Source organism: Amycolatopsis sp. NPDC051716 (assembly GCF_040681595.1).
Lineage (GTDB): Bacteria > Actinomycetota > Actinomycetes > Mycobacteriales > Pseudonocardiaceae > Amycolatopsis.
Map to the genome: position 1 here is coordinate 20,532 of NZ_JBFAZA010000027.1, position 21,309 is coordinate 41,840.

Here is a 21,309-nt window from a genome sequence, read left to right on the forward strand (position 1 = left end):
CCGAGGGTGAGCGCGCGATGACCTGCTGTCCGCGTTGGACCGTCCGGAGTATCCGGATTCCTACGTTGGTTGTACTCCAACCAGGTGGTCCTGACGACCGTCACACATTTGCAACACCGCACTCCTGTGATCAGCTTCACCGCCCCCGATAGCGTGCGTCTCACCTTTCGGACACACCGGAAATGGAGGGGAACATGCGTCGTTCGCGCAGGCTCTGGGGACCCACGGTGGTGATGACCTCGCTGGCGCTCGCGCTGGCCGCGTGCGGCGGCGGCGGGTCGGGCAGCAACTCCGCGGGCGCCGGCGAGACGAACCCGGACGGCACGGTGAGCGTGTACGGCACCGAGCCGCAGAACGCGCTGGTCCCGACCAACATCAACGATCTGGGCGGCACCAAGGCGATCCAGGTCATGTTCGCCACCCTGGTCGGGTTCAAGGGCGCGGACGCCAAGCCGTTCAACCTGATGGCGGACTCGATCACGACGACCGATTCCAAGGTCTACGACATCAAGATCAAGCAGGGCTGGAAGTTCCACGACGGCACCGAGGTGAAGGCGCACAACTTCATCGACGCCTGGAACTACGGCGCCTACGGGCCGAACGGCCAGCTCAACACCGACTTCTTCTCGAACATCCAGGGGTACAAGGACGTCCACCCCGAGGACGAGAACGCCAAGCCGGCCACGGACAAGATGTCGGGCCTGGTCGCCAAGGGCGACTACGAGTTCCAGGTGACGCTGGACGCGCCGTTCTCCGTGTTCGACATCAAGGTGGGCTACCAGGCGTTCGCGCCGCTGCCCGACGCGTTCTTCAAGGACCCCAAGGGCTTCGAGCAGCACCCGATCGGCAACGGCCCGATGAAGTTCGTCTCGCGGACGCCGAACCAGGACATCAAGCTCACCCGCAACGACGACTACAAGGGTGACGACAAGGTCCACTTCAAGGACCTCGACATCAAGATCTACGCCAGCCAGGAGACCGCCTACCAGGACCTGCTGAGCGGGCGGCTCGACTTCATGGAGGCGCTGCCGCCGTCGGCGGTCGCGGGCGGCAAGTACAAGAACGACCTCGGCGACCGGCTGGTCACCGGCCACCTGCTCGGGATCAGCACCATCGCCGTGCCCTACTACGTGCCGGGGTACAACAACCTCGAGCTGCGCAAGGCCATCTCGATGGCGATCGACCGCACGCAGATCACCAAGACCGTCATGAACGACACCTACGTGCCCGCGGACGGCTACATCTCGCAGGGCATCCCCGGTGCGCGTCCGGGTGTCTGCGAGTTCTGCAAGTTCGACCCGGCGGCGGCCAAGGCGGCGTTCCAGAAGTCCGGCTTCCAGGGCAAGCTGACCATCGCGTCCAACGCGGACGGTGGCCGCAAGGAACCGCTGGTCGCGGCCTGCAACAGCATCAAGAACACGCTCGGCGTCGAGTGTGACTTCGTGCCCGCGACCGACTTCGGCCAGTGGCGCAGCATCGTCACCAAGAAGAAGCTGACCGGCATGGGCCGCTCGGACTGGTCCGCGGACTACCCGTCCATCGAGGACTTCCTCAACCCGATCTACAAGACCGGCGGGTCCTCGAACGACTCCAGCTACTCGAACCCGCAGGTGGACGCGCTCCTCGCGCGGGCGGACGCCACCGCCGACAAGGACGCGGCGGTCAAGCTGTACCAGCAGGCCGAGGACCTGATCGCCAAGGACCTCCCGTCGATCCCGGTGTGGGACGAGAAGGGCGTCGCGGCGAAGTCGAAGAACCTCAAGTCCGCGGCTCTCGACTTCCGGCGCATGCCGGACTACCCGTCCATCGAGGTCCTCAAGAAGTAGTGGCGCGCTGACCTGCCGCAACCACCACCACGCCGTCGTGAGTGGCCAGGAGGGTGCCCACCCGCCTCGCCACTCACGGCGGCCGGCGCGCACTAGGAACTCGTCATGATCCGCTATGTCCTGCGACGGCTGCTCCAGCTGATCCCGGTGTTCTTCGGCACCACGTTCCTGATCTACGTCCTGGTCTGGGCGCTGCCCGGCGATCCGTTCTCGGGCAAGTGCGGCCAGGCCGCCTGCCCGGCGGCCTACATCGCCCAGATGACCGAGAAGTACCACCTGAACGACAACATCTTCGTCCAGTACTTCAAGTACCTCGGGAGCCTCTTCACCGGTGACTGGGGCGAAACCTTCAACGGCACCTCCGTCGGCGAACTGATCGCGACGTCGTACCCGATCACGCTGCGGCTGGCCGTGATCGCCGTCGCCATCGAAGCCGTCATCGGCCTCACCGCCGGCGTGCTGACCGGCCTGCGCGGCAAGGGTTTCCTCGACAACCTGGTGCTGGTGTCCACGACGTTCCTGATCTCGCTGCCGGTGTTCGTCACGGCGATCGTGCTGCAGCTCGCGCTGGGCGGCAACGGCCTCGGCTGGATCGAGGCGAGCGTGTCGGAGGATCCGAGCGTCGGCGAGCTGATCGTGCCCGGCATCGCGCTCGGCAGCTTGTCGATGGCCTACGTCGCCCGGCTGTCGAGAAGCAGCATCGCCGAAAACCGCCGCGCCGACTACGTGCGGACGGCGATCGCGAAAGGGCTGCCGCAGAGCCGGGTCGTCGGCGTCCACCTGCTCCGCAACTCGGTGATCCCGGTGCTCACGTTCCTCGGCACCGACCTCGGCGCCCTGATGGGCGGCGCGATCGTCACCGAAGGCGTGTTCAACATCAACGGGCTGGGCCGGCTGATCTTCCGCGGCATCCAGGACCGGGAGAGCGCCACCGTCGTCGGCGTCGTCGTCCTGCTGGTACTGGTGTACCTGCTGATGAGCCTGATCGTCGACCTGCTCTACGCCGTTCTCGACCCGAGGATCCGCTATGACTGACCCGAACCTGGTGGGTGGTGGCGGTGCCGACGCGGCCGAGCTGTCCCGCGTCGACGACTCCGCCACCAGCCCGCAGAAAGCCCGCAGCCTGTGGAGCGACGCCTGGCAGCAGCTGCGGCGCAAGCCCGCGGTCATCGCCTCGGCGGTGATCATCCTGTTCATCGTGCTGCTCGCGATCGCCCCCGGCCTGTTCAGCTCGCGGGACGCGGGTTTCAGCGATCTGGCCCACGCCAACGAAGGGCCGTCCGCGGACGCCTGGTTCGGCTACGACAACCAGGGCGCCGACGTCTACGCCCGCACGATCTACGGCACCCGCGCGTCGGTGCTGGTCGGCGTGTTCTCCACGCTGCTGACCGTTCTCTTCGGCTCGCTCGTCGGCATCCTCGCCGGCTACTACGGGCGGTTCGTCGACAGCCTGCTCTCCCGCTTCGGCGACATCTTCGCGGGCCTGCCGTTCATCCTCGGCGCGATCGTCATCCTGACGACGTTCAACGCACCCGGCTCGAACCCCGGCGGCGTCACGATCATCGTCCAGGTGGTGTGCTCGATCGCCGCGCTGAGCTGGCCGGTGGCCATGCGGATCATGCGCTCGGCGACGCTGGTGGCCAAGCAGCTCGACTACGTCAAGGCCGCGCGCGGCCTCGGCGCGAGCACCCCGCGGATCATCTTCCGGCACCTGCTGCCGAACACGATCGCGCCGGTGCTGGTGTACGCCACCATCGCGCTCGGCGCGTTCATCGGTGCCGAAGCGACGCTCGCCTTCCTCGGCATCGGCGTGCGCGCGCCGGTGGTTTCGTGGGGCGTGCTGATCTCCGACTCGAAGGACTACTTCCAGAACGACCCGCACATGCTGCTGTTCCCCGGCGCCTTCGTCACCCTGACCGTGCTGGCCTTCGTGATGCTCGGTGACGGCATCCGCGACGCGCTCGATCCGAAGTCGAGGTAGATCCCCTTGTCCGACAACGAACTCCTGCTCGAAGTAGAGGATCTGCGCGTCGAGTTCCGGACGTCCGACGGCGTGGCGAACGTGCTCAACGGCGTCAGCTACTCCGTGCACGCCGGGGAAACCCTGGCCGTGCTCGGCGAGTCCGGTTCCGGGAAGAGCGTCACCGCCCAGACGGTGATGGGCATCCTCGACATGCCACCGGGCGTGATCACCGACGGTGCCGTGCGCTGGCGCGGCGAGGACCTGCTGACCGCGCCCGACGACCGCCGTCGCGAAGTCCGCGGCAGCGAGATCGCGATGATCTTCCAGGACGCGCTGTCCGCGCTGAACCCGGTGTTCACCGTGGGCTTCCAGATCGAGGAACAGCTGCGCGTCCGGCTCGGCATGTCCAAAAAGGACGCCCGGAAGCGCGCGATCGAGCTGCTCGACACCGTCCGCATCCCGGCCGCGGACCGGCGGATCAAGGACTACCCGCACCAGTTCTCCGGCGGCATGCGCCAGCGCGCGATGATCGCGATGTCGCTCGCGCTCGATCCCGACCTGCTCATCGCCGACGAGCCGACCACCGCCCTCGACGTCACCGTCCAGGCCCAGATCATGGACCTGCTGGGCGAGATCCAGGCCGAACGCAAGATGGGGCTGGTGCTCATCACCCACGACCTGGGCGTGGTCGCCGAGGTCGCCGACCGGATCGCGGTGATGTACGCCGGCCGGATCGTCGAGCAGGCCGAGGTCGGCGAGCTGTTCCGCGCGCCGGGCCACCCGTACACCGCGGCGTTGATGGATTCCCTGCCCCGGCTCGACCTCAAAGGACAGACACTGGAGACCATCAAGGGCCTGCCGCCCAGCCTCCTGGACATCCCGCCCGGCTGCCCGTTCCACCCGCGGTGCAAGCGGGCGGAGGCGCGCTGCTCCTCGGAGGTCCCGCCCCAGCACGCCCTCGGCTTCGGCCGCACGAGCGCGTGTCACTTCGCCGAAGAGGTGGTGAGCTCCCGTGCCTGACCCCATCCTTTCGGTCACCGACCTGAAGAAGCATTTCCCGGTCCGCGTCGGCGTCCTGTTCAAGCGCACGATCGGCCAGGTCAAGGCGGTCGACGGCGTCTCGTTCGACCTGATGCCGGGCGAGACGCTCGGCGTCGTCGGCGAGTCCGGCTGCGGGAAGTCGACGCTGGCCCAGGTGCTGATGCGGCTCGAAGAGCCGACGAGCGGGACGGCGACCTTCGAGGGCCGCGACATCTTCGCGATGCGCGGCGCCGAGCTGCGGAAGCTGCGGCGCGAGATCCAGATCGTGCTGCAGGACCCGTACACCTCGCTCAACCCGCGCATGACGGTCGGCGACATCGTCGGCGAGCCGTTCGAGATCCACTCCGAGGTCGCCCCGAAGGGCTCGCGGGCGGGGAAGGTGCGCGAACTGCTGGAGGTGGTCGGGCTCAACCCCGAGCACCTCAACCGCTACCCGCACCAGTTCTCCGGCGGGCAGCGCCAGCGCATCGGCATCGCGCGGGCGCTCGCGCTGCGGCCGAAGGTGATCATCTGTGACGAGCCGGTGTCCGCTTTGGACGTCTCGATCCAGGCGCAGGTGATGAACCTGCTCGGTGACCTGCAGGGCGAGTTCGGCCTGTCGTACGTCTTCATCGCGCACGACCTTTCGGTGGTGCGGCACCTGTCGAACCGGGTCGCGGTGATGTACCTCGGCAAGATCGTCGAGCTCGGCACCGAAGAGGAGATCTACGAACGGCCGTCCCACCCGTACACCCAGGCGCTGCTGTCCGCGGTGCCGGTGGCGGACCCGGCCGTGCGCGGGCACCGCCAGGTGATCCGGCTGACCGGCGACGTGCCGAGCCCCCTGGATCCCCCGTCCGGGTGCCGGTTCCGCACGCGGTGCTGGAAGGCCGAGGACCGGTGCGCGTCGGAAGTGCCGGAACTGGTGCCCAGGACGGACGGCCACTTGTCAGCTTGTCACTTCGCCGAGCAGAAGTCGGTTGTTCCATAACGTACTTTTTGCCGTTGTACGCGCTATGTCCGGTCTATACGGTGCAGGAACCGCTTTCCGCGAGGAGGAGAAACGTGAAGAGACCCAGGCTTTTGGCCGCGGTACTGGCCGTGCCGCTGTTCGGCGCGGTTTCCGCGGTCGCGGTCCCGGTCGCGTCGGCGCAGCCCGCGCTGTCCGGCCCGGCGACCGAATTCACCGTGCTCGCCAAGGACGTCCAGAGCATCGGCGGCGCCCAGCAGGCGATCAAGGCCGCGGGCGGCACGGTCCTGGAGACCAACACCGCGGTCGGCCTGATCAGGGCCAGCGCGCCGGCCACCGGCTTCACCGAGCGCGTGGCCACGAACCGCGCGGTGTTCGGCGCGGCCAAGGCCCAGTCCATCGGCTCGGTGCCGAAGATGGGCAAGAAGACCAAGGGTGACGCCGGCGTCGAGAAGGAAGGCCGCGGCACCGCTTCTCCGAAGAAGGCCGCGGCCGCGCCGGCGGGCCTGGACCCGCTGGACGACCAGCTCTGGGGCCTCAAGTCCGTCCGCTCGGACCTCTCGCGCACCAAGCAGCCGGGCAGCAAGCAGGTCAAGGTCGGCGTCATCGACACCGGCATCGACGGCACGCACCCGGACATCGCGCCGAACTTCGACGAGGCCGACTCGCGCAACTTCACCCGTGACATCCCGACCGACGTCAACGGCGCCGAAGTCGACGGGCCGTGCGAGTTCCGCGGCTGCGTCGACCCGGCCAACCACGACGACGGCGGCCACGGCACGCACGTCGCCGGCACCATCGCCGCCGCGGCCAACGGCTTCGGCGTCTCCGGTGTCGCGCCGAACGTGACGCTGGTGAACATCCGCGCCGGCCAGGACTCGGGCTTCTTCTTCCTGCAGCCGACGGTCGACGCGCTGACCTACGCCGGCGACGCCGGCATCGACGTGGTCAACATGTCGTTCTACACCGACCCGTGGCTGTACAACTGCACGGCGAACCCGGCGGATTCGCCCGCCGAGCAGGCCGAGCAGCGCACGATCATCGAGGCGACCCAGCGCGCGCTGAACTACGCGCACCGCAAGGGCGTCACGATGGTGGTCGCGCTGGGCAACCAGCACACCGACCTGGGCGCACCGCAGCCGGACACCACGAGCCCCGACTACCCGGCGAACGGCACGCACCCGCGCACGGTGGACAACAGCTCCTGCCTGAGCCTGCCGGTCGAGGGCAACCACACGATCGGCGTGAGCGCGTTCGGGCCGTCCCAGAAGAAGGCGGACTACTCGAACTACGGCCTCGAGCAGATCTCGGTGTCGGCCCCGGGCGGCTTCTTCCGCGACGGCTTCGGCACGCCGTGGTACCGCACGGTGGAGAACGAAATCCTCTCGACGTACCCGAAGAACGTGGGAATCGCCGACGGCAACATCGACGCGGACGGCAACATCACCGAAGCCGGCCTGACCGCGGGCGTCAAGAAGGCCACCGCCCCGGACGGCCGCGTCGGCTACTACCAGTGGCTGCAGGGCACGTCGATGGCCACCCCGCACGCCACCGGCGTCGCGGCGCTGATCATTTCCCAGTACGGCAAGAAGTCGCACGGCGAGTTCGGGCTTGACCCCGACAAGGTCCAGCGCGTCCTCGAGGGCACGGCGGCGAAGATCGCCTGCCCGGTGCCCCGCACGGTGGATTATCTGAAGGAAGGCCGCGACGCGACGTTCACGGCCACCTGCGAGGGTGACCCGCCGTTCAACGGCTTCTACGGCCACGGCGCGGTCGACGCCTACGCGGCGGTGACGCGCGGTTCGCAGTACCTGAAGTAGGTTTTCGCCCGGAAACGGCCCATCTCCTCCGGGAGGTGGGCCGTTTCCCGTGTACGAGGGACATGGGGATGAACTCGGGCGGACTGCGGTCGTTCGCGAGGTGATCCAGGACCTGAGCATCCACCTGCCGCCGGAACGGATCGCGGAGCAGAAGGCGGACCCCGATCTGGTCGATGAGTCCGACGACCTCGACATCTGGTGGATGGTCACCGAGGACATGCACGTGGAGCTCAGGCGCCACGAGGACATCGCGGAGGCCGGCGCGCTCGAAGCGCTGTCCCCGGCCCGAGCGGTACTTCGGCGCCTGAGGCTCCCTTCGAGGGGGCGCTCCGCGTGTACGTGGGGACCCGCTCCGGAGCGCGGTGCACCGGATCGGATCGGCTGGGTAGTACCTGATCTCGACGGCCGTCACGTTCGCCGGCGGGGCGGCGCTGTGCGCGGCGGCCTTCCTGACCGAACCGCAGTTCGCCTGGAAGCACTGGTACCCGCCGGCGGTGGCGGCCGGGGTGAGCACGTGCGCGCTCGCTGTCGGGGGTCGCAGTGGGTCGACGGGCTGCTGCGGGCCGAGGACGCGTACCGGTTCGCCCCGAGCGCGGTGTGCACCCTGTTGGCGATGCCGATCTACGTCGTCGACTGGGCGGCGCCCGGCCCGCTGGGGTGGTCGGCGCCGGTGTACCTGGTGACCGTGGCCGGTGTGCAGCTGACGGGCCGGCTGCTGGTCCGCCGCCACCGGCTGCCGCCCGGTAAACCTTTCCGGCCTTTCGAGCGTGTACGGCGGGACGGGGGAGGTCCGATGGTGGTGGAAGCGGCGTGGACGACGCTCGCCGAGAGACAGGGGGCGCGGGCGTGGCTGGCCCGCCGCGGCGTGGAGGTGGACGAGCCGACGCCGCTGCTCGCGGTGCGCGTCGGGGCCCGGGTGCTGGCCACGCGGTCCTACCAGGCCTACAGCGTGCTTTCGTCCGTGGTCTGGGTGGTCGCCTTGCTCCCGCCGATCCCGGTGCTCGCGCGGTTCCTGGTGTTCACCGTGGTCTGCACCGCCTACCCGCTGCTGCAGTGGCGCCGGGTGTGCCGGGCCGACCGCGCCGCCGCCCGGCTGGTTCCCGCGGGCGCCCGGCCGTCGCTGCGGGTGGCGGCCGCGCAGGTGGGTTGGCGGTACCTCGCCGCGGTGGTGACGACGTTCGGCGCCGGCGTGGTCCTGTGCGGGTGGTACGCCGCCAACCCGGTGGGCTGGGCGGCCGCACTGGTCATCGCCGCCGCGGGCGTGGCCCCGGTCTTCGGCCGGGCCCTGCGCGCCCCGGTGATCGCCGAGGACGAGGCTTCAGCCGCCGTCGACGCGGCCTTGCGCGCCCACGACACCCGCGCGTTCGCGGCGCCGTTCACGTTCACGTTCCTCGTTTGCATCGACCTGTCCACCAGCTGGCCGTGGCCCCCGGCGCGGTTCGTGCCCGCCCTGGGGTACTTCGTCCTGGTGACGGCGGTCTGCGTCGGCGTCGCGATCGAGGCCCGGCGGCAAAGCCTGCCGCGCGGCCACTACGGAACGGTGAACCGGTGAGCGCCCCGGTGCCGACGGACGCGGAGCGCGCGGCGGCCGGCCGCTGGCTGGTCAAGCACCGCGTCGAGGTGCCGACGATGACCGACCTGCTGGCCCTGCGGCTCGGCTTCCGCGCCGGCGCGCGGCCCCCGGGGTCGTGGCGGTGGATCGTCGTGGGTTTCCTGGGGTACGCGGCCGTCATGATCGGGTTCGCGAGCTTGACTTTCCTGCCCGGTGTCCGCGGCGGGGAGCTGATGGACAGCTCGTACGTCTTCTTCATCATCATCGCCCAGCACCTCGGCTACTGGCTTCCGGCGCGGATCCGCGACCGCCAGGCGCTGGCGCGGTTCGGGACGCTCGGCGGCCCGCCGCGGACCGACGTGACCGGCTGGTTCCTCGCCGTGCCGCTGGTCACCTTCGGCGGCGGCGCGGCGCTCGCCGTGACGATGTTCGCCACGACGCCGTACCGCACGTACGCGGGGAGCTGGCTCCTCCTGCTGGCCCTGGGCGCGGCGGTCACGGCCGCGATGGTGACCGACGTCTATCGGCGGCCGGTCATCGCGGAGGACGCGACGTCCCGGGCCGTGGACACCGCCTTGCGACAGCACGACCTGCTCATGGCGATGCCCGGGATCTACGCCGTTCCGGCGCTGGTCGATCCGCTGGTCGGCCACGCCCAGCCGCCGGAGTGGCGGCCGTGGCTGGCCGGCTACGCCGGTCTCGCGGTGGCGACGCAGGTCGTCGTGGGTGTCGCGCAGTGGCGGCGGCTGCGGGCCGTGCTCAGCGGTTCGACGCCTTCTTGACGAACTTCGCCAGGTCCTTCGACTGCTGGACCCGGGTCGGTTCGTGGATGTACATCATGTGGCCCGCCGGGTAGTACGCCGAGTCGATGTTCTCGCGCAGTTCCTCCGGGATCTGCAGATGGGCCAGCACGTGCTCGGCCGCGTAGTACGCCGTCGCGCCGTCGTAGTGACCGAAGGCCACGTGCACCTTCAGGTGCGGGTTCGCGCGCATCGCCGCGCTCAGCGAGTCCACCACCGAAACCGAACGGCCCTCGAAGTCCGAGTACGACCACGCCTTGAACGTGTCCTCGCTGATGAGCTCGTAGGGCAGGTCGTTGGCGTACCCGAGCTCGGCCCGCACGTAGTGGTTGAACGCCGCCGCGTACGCGCCGACCACGCGGGAGATCGACGGGTCGTCGCTCATGTGCTCGCGGCCGCCGTCCGGCTCCCACGTCGTGAACCGGCCGTCCATCCGGCCGACCGTCAGGCCGCGGTCGCGCAGCAGCTCGGTGAAGAACCGGACGTGCTCGATCCGCAGGTTCACCCGGTCCACATAGGACTCGGCGAGGCCGGTCAGCGACGCCAGCGTGGCCACCGCGTCCGTCCGGTCCTGAGTGGACAGCCGGGCGCCGCGGGCCAGCGCCCACGGCAGGTCCTTCGCCGCGAAGTCCTCGGCGTCGGCGAGGACGTCGTCGAGCGGGCGCTCGCCGTGCAGGCCGTGGTAGTGCGCGATCGCCGCGTACGTCGGCACGTACAGCGAGTACGGGAGGTCGTTGCCCTCGGTGAACCGCAGCGTGCCCAGGTCGAGCACCGACGAGATGAGCAGCAGGCCGTTCAGGTACAGCCCGTGCCGGTCCTGCAGGTGCGCGGCCAGCCCGGCGGCGCGCAGCGTGCCGTACGACTCGCCGGCCAGGAACTTCGGCGACAGCCAGCGCTGGTGGCGCGACACCCACAGCCGGATGATCTCGCCGACCGACTCGATGTCGCCCTTGAAGCCGTGGAAGTCCTTCGTCTCGCCGCCCTCGGACGCGCGCGAGTAGCCGGTCGACACCGGGTCGATGAACACCAGATCGCTGTGCACCAGCAGCGTCTCGGGGTTGTCGGCCAGCCCGTACGGCGGCGGCACCAGGTCGTCGACGTCGCCCGAGAGCACCCGGCGCGGTCCCAGCAGGCCCATGTGCAGCCAGATGCTCGACGAGCCGGGGCCGCCGTTGAAGGCGAACGTCACCGGCCGTGACCCCGGATCGGCGTCGTCGAGGGTGTAGGAGGTGATGAACACCTCCGCCTTCGCCTTGACGCCCTCGGACTTGCCGTCCTTGACGATCTCCTTGCGGAGGACGATCCGCCCCGCCTTCGCCGTGTATGCGAGCTTCTTCCGCTTCACGGTCAAGGTGTGCTGGGTCGTGACGATGTCGTCGGTCGGCTCGGCCGGGATCTCGGTCGTCTCCGCGGCCTTCGGCTCGGAGGCCTCTTCGGGGGTGCTGTCCGCCATGGACCCAACTTAGTCGGCGGGACCGGGCGGCTGTGGCAGGGTGACCTGGTGCACACCGAGGACTGGCCGGCGACGATCGAGGAGGCGCTCGCCGTGCAAGACCGGCTTCGCGGCCGGGTCGAGCTCGCCGACGACTGCCCCGAGCTGCCGCCGACGGTCACCGGCCTCGACGTCGCCTACGACGACACCGGCGGCATCGCCGCGGCCGTCGTCACCCTCGAGACCACCGGGCTCACCGTGGTCGAGGAGCGGACCCACCGCGCGAAGGCCATCTTCCCGTACGAACCGGGCTTGTTCGCCTTCCGCGAGCTGCCGCCACTGCTGGCCGCGCTCGAGCGGCTGGAGCACCCGCCCGACGTCCTGGTCTGCGACGGCCACGGCCTCGCCCACCCCCGGCGCTTCGGCCTGGCCTGCCACCTGGGGGTGTTGACCGGGTTGCCCGCGTTCGGCGTCGGCAAGACCCGGTTCATCGGCTCGCACGGCACGCCGGCGCACGAGCGCGGGTCGTCGGAGCCGCTGGTCGACGCCGGGGAGGAGGTCGGCGCGGTGCTGCGGACCCAGGACGGCGTCAAACCGGTGTACGTCTCGGCCGGCCACCGGATCGGCCTGGCCCACGCGTGCCGGCTGACGCTGGCGCTGACCCCGCGCTACCGGCTGCCCGAGACCACGCGGCACGCCGACCGGCTGTCCCGGGCGGCGCTGCGATGAAGTCGATGAAGATGAGGTCGCTGCCCGAGCTGGACGCCGCGGTGGCCGGCTGCCGCGAGCTGCGGCGCGTGCCGACCGCGCTGGTTCAGGTGCCCGGTGTGCTTGGCGAATCGCGCCACGAGCCGGGCGCCCACCGCCCGCGGATGCGGCCGGTCGATCCGGCCGGAAGGAAGCCGGAGTACCCCTCGCAGGGGTGCCCGATCATCCACATCGGCGCGCTGACCCCGCGCTACCGGCTGCCGGAGACCACGCGGCAAGCTGACCGGCTGTCCCGGGCGGCGCTGCGATGAAGCCGACGAAGTCGATGAAGATGAGGTCGCTGCCCGAGCTGGACGCCGCGGTGGCCGGCTGCCGCGCGTGCCCGCGGCTGGTGGCCTGGCGCGAGGGCGTCGCGGGCACCAAGGCGGCCTTCCGCGGCGAGGAGTACTGGGCGCGCCCGGTGCCGGGCTTCGGGCCGCCGGACGCGTCGCTCGCCGTTGTCGGGCTGGCGCCCTCGGCGCACGGCGCGAACCGCACCGGGCGGATGTTCACCGGCGATCCGTCGGGTGATTTCCTGTTCCGGGTCCTGCACGAGGTCGGGCTCGCCTCGCAGCCGACGTCCGAGCGGCTCGGTGACGGCCTCGAGCTGTACGGCACCCGGCTCGTTTCGCCCGTGCGGTGCGCGCCGCCGGAGAACAAGCCGACGCCGGCCGAGCGGAACACCTGCCGCCCGTGGCTGGCGGAGGAACTCGCCCTGTTACGTCCGACACTGCGGGCGATCGTCGTGCTGGGCGCGTTCGGCTGGCAGGCGTCACTGCCCGTGCTGGCGGCGGCCGGCTGGCCGGTGCCGCAGCCGCGGCCGGCGTTCGCCCACGGAGCCGTCGTGGAACTGGGCGACCTGCGGCTTTTCGGCTGTTATCACGTCTCGCCGCGCAATGTCCAGACACACCGCGTGACCCACGCCATGGTGGCGGACGTCTTCCGGGCCGCGACCTCGGTGACAGGGCACGACTGAATCGTTACGGAAACCGCAGCGACGCTGGTCACAGCCGGATGGGGCCCCCGAGCGAGGTCGCGGCGAAGGTGTCACCATGAGGACATGGCTGCTGCGAAGTCGAAGTCGGAACCGACTCGGATCCTCGTCCTCGGTGGTGGGTACGTCGGGCTCTACACGGCGTACGGCCTCCAGAAGATGCTCCGGGCCAACGAGGCCTCCGTGACCGTCGTTGACCCGCAGCCCCACATGACCTACGCGCCGTTCCTCCCGGAGGCCGCGGCCGGCGCGATCGAGCCCCGGCACGTGGTCGTGCCGCTGCGGCGCGTGCTCAAGCGGTGCCACGTGCTGACCGCGCGCGTCACCAAGATCGAGAACGAGAAGAAGTCCGTCACGGTCGAGGCGGCCGACGGCCACGTCGAGCAGCTGGGCTACGACATCCTGGTCGTCGCGCTCGGCGCCGTCGCGCGCATCCTCCCGATCCCGGGCCTGGTCGAGCAGGGCATCGCCTTCAAGACCATCGGCGAGGCGATCTACCTGCGCAACCACATCATGACCAAGCTCGACGAGGCGGCCAGCACGCTCGACCCCGAGCTGCGCAAGCGCCTGCTGACGTTCACGGTGGTCGGCGGCGGGTTCGCCGGCATCGAGGCGCTGGCCGAGCTCGAGGACATGACCCGGTTCGCGGTCGAGAACTACTACCCGAACATCAAGACCTCCGACATCCGCTGGGTGCTCGTCGAGGCGGCCGGCCGCATCCTCCCCGAGGTCCGCGAGACCCTCGGCGTGTACACGGTCGAGCAGCTGGAGAAGCGCGGCATCGAGGTCTACCTGTCGACGGCGGCGAAGTCGTTCGAAAACGGCCACGTCGTGCTCTCGGACGGGACGGAGTTCGACACCGACACGATCATCTGGACGGCCGGCGTGAAGGCCAACCCGGTGGTCGGCCAGTCGGACCTGCCGGTCGACAAGCGCGGCCGCCTCGAGGCGACCGCCGCGATGCAGGTCGTCGGCCACCCCGACGTCTGGACCGCCGGTGACAACGCCGCGATCCCGGACCTCTCGCGCACGGAAGAGGACCCGACGGCGACCTGCCCGCCGAACGCGCAGCACGCGGTCCGCCAGGCCCGCCTGCTGGCGAAGAACATCATCAAGGTCCTGCGCGGCGGCAAGCCGAAGGACTACTACCACAAGAACCTCGGCGCGGTGGCGAGCCTCGGCCTCCACAAGGGCGTCGCGGACGCGCTGAACCTGAAGATCAAGGGCTTCCCGGCCTGGCTGTTCCACCGCGCCTACCACCTCAAGGCGATGCCGACGTGGAACCGCCGCATCCGGATCCTGTTCGACTGGATCCTCGGTGGCCTGTTCCGCCGCGAGGTGATCTCGCTCGGGCAGATCAACAACCCGAAGGACGAGTTCGCGCGCGTCTCGAAGTCCTGACGTCTTTTCGTCGAAGCCCCCGGCCCTCGTGGCCGGGGGCTTTCGTCGTTTCGGGCAGGCTCAGCCGTCGTGGGGTCCGGTGGCCGAGGGGGCGACGGCGCTGTGTGCCGCGGGCTCGTTCTGCCCGGTCGACACGGCGTACCCGGTGACGACCGCGCCCAGCACCGCGCCCGCGGCGAAGGCCAGCGCCACCGTCCGGACCGCGAACCTCGCCTTGCAGTGGATCTCCATGCCGGCACTTCCCGTCAGAGTGACGTTTAAGGTCGAGCCGACGGTAGCCCGTCCGGTCGGTTAACGTCAAGGTGACGATTATGGGCGCGACCGGAGCATGGCCGGGTGGAGCACCGTGGCGGGACCGCGGCGGTAGAGCGCGGCGGGCCGGCCGGGCTGTCGCGAGACCCGCTCCCCGGTCGGGATCAGGAACCCGTCGACGCCGATGATCTTGCGGTGGAAGTTCCGCGGATCGAGCTGTTCGCCCCAGACGATCTCGTAGACCTCGCGCAGGTCGGTCATCGTGAACTCCGGTGCGCAGAAGGCCGCCGCGAGCGTGGTGTACTCGAGCTTGCCGCGGGCGCGTTCGACCGCGTCGGCGATGATCTTCTTGTGGTCGAACGCGATCCGGGTGCGCGGTTTCAGCACCTTCTCCACGGGCAGGAGGACCGCTTCACGGGCGTCGCCGCCGGCCACCGGAACCGGCAGCTGGGGCGAGAAGGCGACGTAGCAGACCGCGATCACCCGCTGGCGCGGATCGCGGCCCGGCGTCCCGTACGTGCGCAGTTGCTCCAGGTGTAACGCCCGCGCGTCGAGGCCCGTCTCTTCGTGTAGTTCGCGGGCCGCGGCGTGGTCGAGGTCTTCCGACGCCGACGCGAGGAACCCGCCGGGGAGGGCCAGCATGCCCTCGTACGGCGGAATTCCCCGCTTCACGAGCATGATCTGCAGCGAACTGTCGTGCACGGTGAGGATGGCCAGGTCGACGGCGACCGCGACCTCGGGAATCGTCCACTCGCCGGGCTCAGGCATGGTCGGCGACCCGGCCGGTCGTGGTCGGTGGAGTGTCCATAGTGCACAGTGTACGCAGCCGGCCAATATTCGTCTTATTGACGAGAATAGCCCGATAGGGCTACCTTGCACGTTGCACTCGGCATCCTGCCGGTCGCGAGGGCGCCGTTTTCGGCGAACAGAGGGAGATCGTCATGGCAGAGCGGAACGAGGGGGCGGTCGCCCCGTGCTGGTGATCCTGACCGCCTTGGAAGTGGAGCGCGCCGCGGTGCGCGCCCGGATGACCGGGGTGCGGCGGCACGTGCACCACGCGGGCACGGTGTTCGACGTCGGCGAGCTGGCCGGTCGCCCGGCCGCGCTCGGCATGGTGGGAACGGGCAACGCCCGCGCCGCGGCGATCGCCGAACGCGCGGTCGCGGAGTTCTCGCCGTCCGCGGTCGTGTTCACCGGCGTCGCCGGCGGGCTGCGCGACTGGCTCCGGCTGGGCGACGTCGTCGTCGCCCGGAAGGTCTACGCGTACCACGGTGGCTACAGCGACGACACGGGCTTCCGGAGCAGGCCGGAGGCCTGGGAACCGTCGCACCGGTTGCTGGAACTGGCGCGGGCGCTGGCCAGGGAGGGGAACTGGGGCGGCGCGGAGAGCGTGCCGGAAGTCCACTTCGAGCCGGTCGCGGCGGGCGAGGTGGTGGTCGACGGGCGGACGTCCGCGGCGGCGCGGTACCTGTGGGACAGCTACAACGACGCGGTGGCGGTCGAAATGGAAAGCGCGGGCTTCGCGCTGACCGGCCACCTCAACGACGACGTCCCGGCGCTGACGGTCCGCGGGATCAGCGACCGCGCGGACGGCGCCAAGGACGTCGCGGACAAGGCGGACTGGCAGGCGGTCGCCGCCGGCAACGCGGCGGACTTCGTCCGTGCGCTCGCCGCCGGGATCGGGGGCGCGGAGGGTGCCCGCGAGGACGAGCGCACCCAGGTACCGGTGGCGACCTACACCAACGTGGCCAAGGACAACGCGCGCGTCGGGCAGCAGGTGGGCGCCGTCTACGGGGACTTCCACGTGACGCAGCGGTCCCCGCGGAGGCACGCATGAACGACCCGCGCGGGTTCCAGAACCAGGCGTCCGGCGAATCCCACGTCGAGCAGCAGATCGGCGCGATCTACGGCGGCACGTTCCACCGCAACGAAACGACCTACAACATCAATCCGTCGGATCCGCCGAAGCGGCGGTTCCAGGTCGCGCTGAACCACCTGCGCGGTGGTACTCCGCGGATGGCCGAGACGCTCTTCCAAGAGCTGCTGCAGCAAGGGCACACGTCCACCGAGCTCGCCTACCACTACGCCTTGTCCGTCCTCAGCGACCGGTCGCTCAACGAGATCAGCGACGACGTGTACGCGCGGTTCCGGATGGCGGACCTCACGGCCCGGCGGTTCGCCCACGACGAGTGGCGTGGCGCGCTGAGCGTGGTGTGGGAGCTCATGTCCTTCGTGTGGCGGCAGGAGATGGGGAGTTCCCTCGATGCCGCCGACCTGGCGAAGGCCATGGCGAACCTGCAGGAACTGCCCCGGGACCGGCAGAACGAGATCACGCGTCACCTCGCGCTCGTCCTCGGCGGCGCGCTCCAGGACAGCGTGGACGTCGTGGACGCCCAGCGCGTCCGGACCGAGCGGCTCGGGCACGACCGGGTGGACCGGGCGTGGAAGTTCTTCGAACCGGATCCCGCCGTGCCGCGGTACTTCGTGCCCGCACGCGCGGCCATCCCCTCCGCGGAATGGGTGAAGGCGGGCCTCGGGGGCGCGGGCGTGCTCCTCGGCCTGATCGCTTTCCTCAGCGGGTTCGGCGACGGCCGGCCCGGGGCGGGCATCGCCGGCCTGCTCGTCATGGCGGCGGGGTTCGCCGGCGCGATCTGGGCGGGGCGAGAGCAGCAGCTGGGGACGATGCGGCTGGTCGCCCGCGACCGCGAGCACGGCGTCCCGCTGCAGTTCCAGGCCGCCGGCTCGCCCGGGCACTGGGTGTCGTCCCGGTTCGTCGAGCAGATCCACAAGCTGGTGGAGGCGCGGTTCTGGGACGCGCGGCCGCACACGCCGGGCAGCTGGGTGAACGACACCCGCGGCATCTGCGAGTACTACAAATGGCGGTTCGTGACCCTGTTCGGCAACGCGCAGGTCGAGGCCGGGGCGGTGAACTGGCTGATCCGGTGGCACGCCCGCCGGGTGGCCGCGCAGTGGCGGAACGGCACCCTGTTCGCCTACCGCGACGAGGTCCGCCCGTCGTCGACCAGCCTCCTCGTCCACCGCACCGGGATCGCCGTCGCGATCGTCGGAGGCCTGATCATGCTCGGCGGCGCGGGCAGCTTCATCGGAGCGGCGCTCTTCCTCGGCGCAGGCGGCTTCTTCGCGATGCAGCACGGCCTCCGGATCATGGTGTCCCACCAGTTCCAGGCGGAGGAGAACGAGCGCGGCAGCCGGCTGCTGAAGGAGGAGGAGCAGGCGTTCGTGGAGTGGTCGCGGGTGCTCGCGGACCGGCCCGACGACGCCGAGATGGCCTGGTGGCTCGACCTGGACAAGTCCCACCTCAAGACCGAGGCCCTGCGCCGGTGCGCGCTGACCAACCGCGACCTGGTGGCGCACGTGGTCCTGACGGAGGGAGCGGCCAACGCCCAGCGAGCCCGCGTCCTCGGCGGCCCGATGCGCTACTCCCGTTACGTGATCCTCGTGTTCCTCCTGACCCACAGCGGCGTCCGCGAGATCGAGGTGGACCTGGACTTCCTCAAGGCGGACGTCCACGACGAGCGCCGGACATCCTTCCGCTACGACGCCCTTTCCGCAGCCCGCGTCGCCGAAGTCGGCGTCCGGTACGCGGACGGGTGGCACTACCAGATCCTGAACGGCGACAACGCGGTCCTCCAGCAGACACAGTCCGTGCGAAAGCGGGCATTCCGGCTGACGCTGGTGAGCGGCGAGCAGATTTCCGTCGTCGCCGAGGGCTTCGAAGGCCTGACGGACGAGAGCGTGGAGAACGAGGCGATGTTGCAGCGCCTCGCCCTGGAGTCCTCGGGCATCGCGGGCGCACTGCACGTGCTGGAAGCGGTCTCGGCGGAGGGCCGCGATTGGATAGCCAGGGAGCAGGAACGCCGCCGCCGCAGATCAGAGGACTGGCGCAGAGCCGAGCACGGCCCGGGGCTCCTGGACGCCGACCCGGAATAGTGCGGCGCACTGGACGCAAGACCGGCTCGATCACCTAGAGTGTGCGGTGCCCCCGTAGCCCAACCGGCAGAGGCAGTCGACTTAAAATCGATTCAGTGCGGGTTCGAGTCCCGTCGGGGGCACCAAACACCCAGGTCGACGGCTGGGAGTGGCCCAGTGAAGGGCGTGCCCGAGGAAGTCGGCGATCTTGCGCGGTCCTGGTCAGAGTTGATGGCCGGAGCTGAGTACCCAGTGATACGCCGCCATCGCGACCGAAGTCGTCAGGTTGTAGCTCGATACCTCCGCACGCATGGGAATCGAGAGCAATACGTCGGAGTGGCGGCGGAGTTCGGGGGAAATGCCACTGCGTTCGGATCCGAAGGCCAGCAAGGCGTCCTGCGGAATGACCGCTTCACGAAGATCGATGCCTTCGGGGTCGAGGGAATAGATCGGCCCCTCGGCTTCGTGGATGCCGGCCAGCCGGCGGACGGGCAGCGCGTAGTGCAGGCCGGCGCTTCCGCGGAGCACCGTCGGGTGCCAAGGGTCGACCGTGCCGGTCGAATACACCGCGGACAGTCCGAGCCCGGCGGCGACGCGGATCACCGCCCCGATGTTGCCGAGATTCCGGGGGTTTTCCAGGAGCACCGCCGGGCTGGTCCGGTTTGCGGGCTGCGCCGCTTCCGACCAGGCGGGCCTGCGGGCGAGAGCGGCCACTTCGGTTTGATGAACGCGCCCGAGAAGCCGCGCGATTTCCGCCGCGCTCACGGTCTGCGCGGGTGCGGTGATCGCGTCCTCGATGTCCGGGGCGAGCTCTTGTGCCAGCTTCCGGAGCGCGGCCGTACTGGTGGTCACGATGGCATCGACGGCGCCACCGAACCGGAGGGCGTGTTTGATGGCGTGGAAGCCCTCCAGGACGACGACGTCCTGCTGGCTGCGCAGGCGTTCCCACTGCGCCGAGATGGCATCATGCACGTCGCCGAACCTACCTTCGGGGCGGCTGGAGCCGCTTCCCACATCCCTTGATCTACCGATGTCTTGCGCGCCGACTAGACCGGGTTCAGAACCAGCGGCGCACGGCCCGTTCGAACGAACCGGAGTCCAGGACGCCTTCACCGGCCCACGCGACGATTCCGTCCGGCCGGATCAGCGCCGCGCCGAAGCCCAGGTCGTCGCGCGCCGGGCCGGCCACGTACCGGATCCGGTCCGAGTACCGCCGCGCCACCTCTCGCAGGGGCCCGTCCACGCCGAAGTCGAGCGCGACGCCGAGGCCGTCCTGCAGCAGGTCGCCGACGCGGGTTTCGTTGGCCAGTACGAAGTCCGGGGCGTTGTGGCCCACCAGGCCGTGGCCGCCCAGGTCGTAATGGAGCGAAGTACCGCTGGTGCGCTCGAAGACGTACGTCGTGCCGTCGCGGGTGGCCAGCAGGTCGCGGACCACGGACCGGATCGCGCGGGAATGCGGGTCCGGGCGCATGGTCGCCACCTGGGCGCGTGACCAGTCGAGCACCCGCGCGCCGACCGGGTGGCGTTCGGCCGTGTACGTGTCGAGCAGGCCCGCAGGGGCGCGCTCGGCCACCGTGGCCGCGAGCTTCCAGCCCAGGTTCATCGCGTCGCCGAGACCGAGGTTGAGGCCCTGGCCGCCCAGGGGCGAGTGGATGTGCGCCGCGTCCCCGGCCAGCAGGACGCGGTCGCGGCGGTACGTGGTCGCCTGCTTCGCGCGGTCGGTGAACGTGGAGGCGAAGCGCACTTCACCGATCGTCACGTCGGTGCCGGACACCCGGCGCAGCACCGACTGGAGGTGCTCGCGGGCCGGCGGCCGGGAACGGTCGTACGCGCCGCCGTCGAAGTCCATGACGCCCAGGTGGCCCGGCTCGGACATCGTCAGGTACATGCCCTGCGGCGTCACGGTGAAGCCCGGAGCGAGGAGACCGGGCTCGGCCAGCGTGACCAGCGCGAGGTAGCCGGTCAGCTGTGGCTCGGTGCCGGCGAACTCGAAGCCCGCCAGCCGCCGGACCGTGCTGCGGCCGCCGTCGCAGCCGACGAGCCAGCGGCCCGGGTACTCCTGCTCGCCGGCCCGGGCGACCGCCGCCGAGGCGTCCTGGGTGATCGCCGTGACCGGGACGCCGCGGCGGATTTCGACGCCGAGTTTCGCGGCCCGCTCGGCCAGGACCGTCTCCACCGCCTCGAGACTGGTCATGATGCCGTCCAGCGCCGGGCTGGGCAGCCGGTACGGCAGGCGGGCGAGGTCGACGTCGGCCGGGTCGACGGGCGTTCCGGCGAAGTGGCCGGCCGACCGCGGCGGGGCCGGCTCGTCCGGGACCGGCCGTTCGTCCACACCGGACGCCGCCAGGAGCGGCGCCAGTATCCCGCGGCGGTAGAACGCCTCGACCGAACCGCCCGACAGGCCCCGCATGCCGAGCGGGAAGCTCCGCCACGGGGTCCGCGGCTCCGGCTCCCGTTCGAGCACCAGCACCGAACAGCCCGCGAGGCCGAGCTCGCAGGCCAGGAACAGCCCGACCGGGCCGGCTCCCACGATCACCACGTCGTGCATGACAAACCGCTTTCTCGAGGTCTTGGACGTGCCTCGAGACTGACGGCCGTCACG

19 protein-coding genes and 1 tRNA gene are annotated in these 21,309 nt (G+C 70.2%); 15 read left to right on the forward strand and 5 right to left on the reverse strand.

What is annotated here, in order from left to right:
• The first annotated feature begins 194 nt into the window (after window positions 1–194).
• From AB0M30_RS31395 to AB0M30_RS31430, 8 genes are all read left to right on the forward strand, one after another.
• Complete coding sequence (locus AB0M30_RS31395; RefSeq protein WP_233225615.1) at window positions 195–1,826, forward strand: ABC transporter substrate-binding protein; 1,632 nt, start codon at window positions 195–197, stop codon at window positions 1,824–1,826.
• Between the two features lie 105 nt (window positions 1,827–1,931).
• Window positions 1,932–2,861, forward strand: a complete 930-nt coding sequence (locus tag AB0M30_RS31400; RefSeq protein WP_364591058.1) for an ABC transporter permease — start codon at window positions 1,932–1,934, stop codon at window positions 2,859–2,861.
• Complete coding sequence (locus AB0M30_RS31405) at window positions 2,854–3,807, forward strand: ABC transporter permease (protein WP_364591060.1); 954 nt, start codon at window positions 2,854–2,856, stop codon at window positions 3,805–3,807. Before AB0M30_RS31400 ends, AB0M30_RS31405 begins: the two co-directional genes overlap by 8 nt.
• Before the next feature lie 6 nt (window positions 3,808–3,813).
• Window positions 3,814–4,809, forward strand: a complete 996-nt coding sequence (locus AB0M30_RS31410; RefSeq protein WP_364591063.1) for an ABC transporter ATP-binding protein — start codon at window positions 3,814–3,816, stop codon at window positions 4,807–4,809.
• Complete coding sequence (locus AB0M30_RS31415) at window positions 4,802–5,800, forward strand: dipeptide ABC transporter ATP-binding protein (protein ID WP_364591066.1); 999 nt, start codon at window positions 4,802–4,804, stop codon at window positions 5,798–5,800. Before AB0M30_RS31410 ends, AB0M30_RS31415 begins: the two co-directional genes overlap by 8 nt.
• A gap of 74 nt (window positions 5,801–5,874) precedes the next feature.
• A complete protein-coding gene (locus AB0M30_RS31420; RefSeq protein ID WP_364591069.1) occupies window positions 5,875–7,599 on the forward strand; it encodes a S8 family serine peptidase in 1,725 nt (574 codons plus the stop codon).
• Between the two features lie 514 nt (window positions 7,600–8,113).
• Window positions 8,114–9,151 carry a hypothetical protein gene (locus tag AB0M30_RS31425; RefSeq protein WP_364591072.1) on the forward strand — a complete coding sequence of 346 codons (1,038 nt, stop codon included), beginning with the start codon at window positions 8,114–8,116 and terminating at the stop codon, window positions 9,149–9,151.
• The gene (locus tag AB0M30_RS31430) at window positions 9,148–9,933 is read left to right on the forward strand and encodes a hypothetical protein (RefSeq protein ID WP_364591075.1); all 786 of its coding nucleotides are present in this window, start codon (window positions 9,148–9,150) and stop codon (window positions 9,931–9,933) included. The genes AB0M30_RS31425 and AB0M30_RS31430 overlap by 4 nt, the downstream gene beginning before the upstream one ends.
• Here the strand turns inward: AB0M30_RS31430 and AB0M30_RS31435 are convergent.
• Window positions 9,911–11,404, reverse strand: coding sequence for a peptidase S10 (locus tag AB0M30_RS31435; RefSeq protein ID WP_360163137.1), 1,494 nt, complete (start codon window positions 11,402–11,404; stop codon window positions 9,911–9,913). The two genes, AB0M30_RS31430 and AB0M30_RS31435, sit on opposite strands and share 23 nt — an antisense overlap.
• A 48-nt stretch (window positions 11,405–11,452) precedes the next feature.
• On the opposite strand from AB0M30_RS31435, the gene AB0M30_RS31440 reads away from it, so the two are divergent.
• The 4 genes from AB0M30_RS31440 to AB0M30_RS31455 all read left to right on the forward strand — a co-directional run bounded on the left by AB0M30_RS31440 (window position 11,453) and on the right by AB0M30_RS31455 (window position 14,525).
• Window positions 11,453–12,112, forward strand: a complete 660-nt coding sequence (locus AB0M30_RS31440; protein WP_364591078.1) for an endonuclease V — start codon at window positions 11,453–11,455, stop codon at window positions 12,110–12,112.
• A 5-nt stretch (window positions 12,113–12,117) separates the two neighbouring features.
• On the forward strand, window positions 12,118–12,402 hold the full coding sequence (locus AB0M30_RS31445) for a hypothetical protein (RefSeq protein ID WP_364591081.1): 285 nt from the start codon (window positions 12,118–12,120) through the stop codon (window positions 12,400–12,402).
• A gap of 20 nt (window positions 12,403–12,422) precedes the next feature.
• Window positions 12,423–13,106 carry a uracil-DNA glycosylase gene (locus tag AB0M30_RS31450; RefSeq protein ID WP_364591321.1) on the forward strand — a complete coding sequence of 228 codons (684 nt, stop codon included), beginning with the start codon at window positions 12,423–12,425 and terminating at the stop codon, window positions 13,104–13,106.
• Window positions 13,107–13,190: 84 nt separating this feature from the next.
• Window positions 13,191–14,525, forward strand: a complete 1,335-nt coding sequence (locus AB0M30_RS31455) for an NAD(P)/FAD-dependent oxidoreductase (protein ID WP_103336939.1) — start codon at window positions 13,191–13,193, stop codon at window positions 14,523–14,525.
• Window positions 14,526–14,585: 60 nt separating this feature from the next.
• Here AB0M30_RS31455 and AB0M30_RS31460 read toward each other — a convergent pair whose 3' ends face one another.
• Both AB0M30_RS31460 and AB0M30_RS31465 read right to left on the reverse strand, forming a co-directional pair.
• Window positions 14,586–14,756, reverse strand: coding sequence for a hypothetical protein (locus AB0M30_RS31460; RefSeq protein WP_364591084.1), 171 nt, complete (start codon window positions 14,754–14,756; stop codon window positions 14,586–14,588).
• A 78-nt stretch (window positions 14,757–14,834) separates the two neighbouring features.
• Window positions 14,835–15,545, reverse strand: coding sequence for an NUDIX domain-containing protein (locus AB0M30_RS31465; RefSeq protein WP_364591087.1), 711 nt, complete (start codon window positions 15,543–15,545; stop codon window positions 14,835–14,837).
• Between the two features lie 205 nt (window positions 15,546–15,750).
• On the opposite strand from AB0M30_RS31465, the gene AB0M30_RS31470 reads away from it, so the two are divergent.
• From AB0M30_RS31470 to AB0M30_RS31480, 3 genes are all read left to right on the forward strand, one after another.
• Entirely contained in the window at window positions 15,751–16,614 is an 864-nt protein-coding gene (locus AB0M30_RS31470) for a 5'-methylthioadenosine/S-adenosylhomocysteine nucleosidase (protein WP_364591090.1), read from the forward strand.
• A complete protein-coding gene (locus tag AB0M30_RS31475) occupies window positions 16,611–18,728 on the forward strand; it encodes a hypothetical protein (protein WP_364591093.1) in 2,118 nt (705 codons plus the stop codon). The genes AB0M30_RS31470 and AB0M30_RS31475 overlap by 4 nt, the downstream gene beginning before the upstream one ends.
• A gap of 48 nt (window positions 18,729–18,776) precedes the next feature.
• Window positions 18,777–18,853 (forward strand) — tRNA-Leu (locus AB0M30_RS31480).
• Between the two features lie 76 nt (window positions 18,854–18,929).
• Here AB0M30_RS31480 and AB0M30_RS31485 read toward each other — a convergent pair.
• Together AB0M30_RS31485 and AB0M30_RS31490 are read right to left on the reverse strand one after the other, a co-directional pair.
• Complete coding sequence (locus tag AB0M30_RS31485) at window positions 18,930–19,679, reverse strand: RNA methyltransferase (RefSeq protein ID WP_364591096.1); 750 nt, start codon at window positions 19,677–19,679, stop codon at window positions 18,930–18,932.
• Window positions 19,680–19,764: 85 nt separating this feature from the next.
• Window positions 19,765–21,255, reverse strand: a complete 1,491-nt coding sequence (locus AB0M30_RS31490; RefSeq protein WP_364591099.1) for an FAD-dependent monooxygenase — start codon at window positions 21,253–21,255, stop codon at window positions 19,765–19,767.
• Window positions 21,256–21,309: the final 54 nt, after the last annotated feature.

What these genes read in the sequence shown, in the direction of transcription:
- AB0M30_RS31450 (WP_364591321.1), top strand. Translation starts at nt 12,423, where the DNA reads ATGAGGTCGCTGCCCGAGCTGGACGCCGCGGTGGCCGGCTGCCGCGCG.
- AB0M30_RS31405 (WP_364591060.1), top strand. Translation starts at nt 2,854, where the DNA reads ATGACTGACCCGAACCTGGTGGGTGGTGGCGGTGCCGACGCGGCCGAG.
- AB0M30_RS31445 (WP_364591081.1), top strand. Translation starts at nt 12,118, where the DNA reads ATGAAGATGAGGTCGCTGCCCGAGCTGGACGCCGCGGTGGCCGGCTGC.
- AB0M30_RS31490 (WP_364591099.1), bottom strand. Translation starts at nt 21,255, where the DNA reads ATGCACGACGTGGTGATCGTGGGAGCCGGCCCGGTCGGGCTGTTCCTG.
- AB0M30_RS31475 (WP_364591093.1), top strand. Translation starts at nt 16,611, where the DNA reads ATGAACGACCCGCGCGGGTTCCAGAACCAGGCGTCCGGCGAATCCCAC.
- AB0M30_RS31455 (WP_103336939.1), top strand. Translation starts at nt 13,191, where the DNA reads ATGGCTGCTGCGAAGTCGAAGTCGGAACCGACTCGGATCCTCGTCCTC.
- AB0M30_RS31395 (WP_233225615.1), top strand. Translation starts at nt 195, where the DNA reads ATGCGTCGTTCGCGCAGGCTCTGGGGACCCACGGTGGTGATGACCTCG.
- AB0M30_RS31465 (WP_364591087.1), bottom strand. Translation starts at nt 15,545, where the DNA reads ATGCCTGAGCCCGGCGAGTGGACGATTCCCGAGGTCGCGGTCGCCGTC.
- AB0M30_RS31435 (WP_360163137.1), bottom strand. Translation starts at nt 11,404, where the DNA reads ATGGCGGACAGCACCCCCGAAGAGGCCTCCGAGCCGAAGGCCGCGGAG.
- AB0M30_RS31460 (WP_364591084.1), bottom strand. Translation starts at nt 14,756, where the DNA reads ATGGAGATCCACTGCAAGGCGAGGTTCGCGGTCCGGACGGTGGCGCTG.
- AB0M30_RS31400 (WP_364591058.1), top strand. Translation starts at nt 1,932, where the DNA reads ATGATCCGCTATGTCCTGCGACGGCTGCTCCAGCTGATCCCGGTGTTC.